General features: G+C 73.9%; 1 protein-coding gene and 1 pseudogene. Both read right to left on the reverse strand.

Going from position 1 to position 2,523, the window contains the following annotated elements; translation table 11 throughout:
- Positions 1-631, reverse strand: a pseudogene (locus ACY45C_RS03805) (hypothetical protein); the annotation flags it as partial.
- A 106-nt stretch (positions 632-737) separates the two neighbouring features.
- Positions 738-2,523, reverse strand: a 1,786-nt coding sequence (locus ACY45C_RS03810) for an FtsK/SpoIIIE domain-containing protein (protein WP_462186262.1), incomplete at its 5' end; no start/stop codon positions are given.

Raw genomic sequence — 2,523 nt, forward strand, 5'->3', positions numbered from 1 at the left:
TTTTTTTTTTCAAGCCGAAAACAGCATACGAGATAGGAGTCCGTCTCGTGGGCTCGGAGATGTGTATAAGAGACAGACCCCGCGCAGCCCGGCCCGCCCCCGGCGGCCGGCCATCCGACCGGTGCCGCTGCCGCGCGAGCCCCCGTCCCGTGCGGTCGGCCTCCCGTCCGGCCTGTGCCAACGATCGGCCCCGCCGATCGCCCGGTTCGGCCAGGGCGTACCCGCCCCCGTCGCGGTAGAGGCCGCGATCCGCCGTCCCCTTCTTCGCCAGGCCGACCCGCGGGGCGGCGGCAGCCGCATCGGCCGAGGTGTCGCCAGCCGCCGAGCGCAGCTGGTCGAGCTCGGTGAGCCCGTACTGGGCGAGGGGCTCGGCGACCTGGTCCCAGACGCTGCGGACCCTGACCCGGATGTCCTGCGCGGCGTCCCGGTGCCGACGCGCGGCCGCCCGGCCGCCCTGACGCCGGTCGCGGGCGTCGCGGCCGGCCCGGGCCCGGGCCTCGTCGGACGCACCGAGCAGGCGCCGGTACTGCATCGCCGCCTTGGCCGGGTCGGCGAGATCCGGATCACCAAGGTCCGGGTCGCCGAACAGGTCGGCGAGATCGGAGGCATCCACCGGCACAAATCCAGCCACGATCCCGTTCCGTCCTCTCCCGGCGCCTGCTCGGCCGTCGATCCCCACCTCGCCGACACCCGCCACATCGCCGTCGGTTCCCGCCCCGTCGTCGGTCCACATCGGGCTACCCCTGATCCAACGGCGCGAACGGCACCACGGTGCGCGGTTCGGCCTGGACGTGCCGGTCGAACAGGACCGCCCGATTCGGCATGGTCCCACCGGCCACCGACCGGTGTCCGGCCAGGACGAACAGGTCGCTGCCGGGTACCCCGGCCGCCATCCACGCGGCGATGTCGTCCCGGTTACCCGGACCGAGGTCCTCAGCCAGCCGGGACACTCCCCGCCACCAGCCCAGCAGGTGCACGCGCTGCGCCGGTCCCCGGCGGGTGAGCGTGCGCAGGTCGTCCAGTCCGGTGCGACGGGTCACCGGGTCACGCGCTTCCAGCCCGGCCCGGCCGGCGTCCATCGCAAAGACGACGATGAGCCGCAGCGGCGGCGCGACCGGGCCCACGCTGCCGGTGAGTGCGGACTCCTCCCGGGCACGGGTCTCGTCGGCGGCACCGGCCAACACCGACCGCAGGCCGGTGACATCGGCGACCCGAACGGGATGCCCGGCCCGGCGCACACGCGCCGCGAGCACCTCCGCGGCGGCGAGCGCCATCGGCTCCGCGGCGATGATCTCGACCACGAGTCCACCGGCCGGGACCTGCGCGGCGACGCTGGCCGCCGCCGCCTGCAGGATGCCGACCGCCTCCCGACGTAGCGGACCGAGCACGGCGAGATGCCGGCCGGGCAACGCGGCAAGCCGTACCCCGACCGCGGGCGGCGCGAGGTCCAGAGGCACGCCGACCAGCGCGAGGGGATCGACATCGTTCTCGGAGCCGTCCCCGGAGCCGGAGGCACGACCCGGCGACACACTGCCCGGCAGCAGGCTCGGACCGGTTTCGCCACCGCCCTCGCCACCGCCGCCGAGGATCGCTTCGGCCGCAGCCGCCTCGACGGCCGTCGGCGCCGGACGCCCGTCCAACGCCTGGTAGATCGGGTTGTCGTCAAGAACCGCGGGGGCGTGACCAGCGAAGACCCGCGGGGGCCTTGCCTTCGGCACACTGCGCGCGGTCGTGGCCGCCAGCCGCCCACGCAGCACGCCTATCGCCGCCGGATCCGGGAAGGCGACCCGGACGAGTTCGTTGCCCGCAGGATGGCCGTTGCGCCGGTTGACGATAGCCTCCCCGACGCCCGAGAGCGCGCCGGCCGCCTCGTTCGCCGTGGACAGCAGGACCCGCGACTCCGAGATCGAGGTACGCAGCGCCACGCGCAACGCGAACTGCCCGAAGATCGAACCACGCTTGCCGGCGGTGGCGTCGAGCGCGTCGATACCGGACAGCGTCTGGCTGGCGAGCAGCAGATGGACCCCGTAGGCGCGGCCCTGGCGGGCCAGGACCTCCAGGTGCGCGACGGCCTCCCGCGCCACCGAGTCCATCGGGGTGAGCATCACCTGGAACTCGTCGACCACGACGATGATCCGCGGCCAGGGCGAGCTCCAGTCGGCCGCCCGCAGGCCTCGCAGGTCGCGGGCGCCGACCGCACGCATCGCCACGGCGCGGCGGCGCATCTGTTCACGGACCGCCCGCAGCACCGCGACGCCGAACTCGCGGTCGCTCTCGATGCCGACGGTATCGGCATGCGGCAGGTAGAACGGGTCCGTCGGACCGGCGGCGAACTGGGCGAACTCCAGCCCCTCCTTGAAGTCGAGCAGATGGAAGCGGACCTGGTCGGGCCCGTAACGCGCGGCGATCCCGTAGATCACGTCGAGGAGCAGCGTCGACTTGCCCGACCCGGCCTGGCCGCCGACGAGGGCGTGCACGGTGTCGTCGTCGAAGGTGAACCCCACCGGCCCGTCGGGGCCCTGC

It is taken from the genome of Frankia sp. CcWB2 (genome assembly GCF_977927585.1).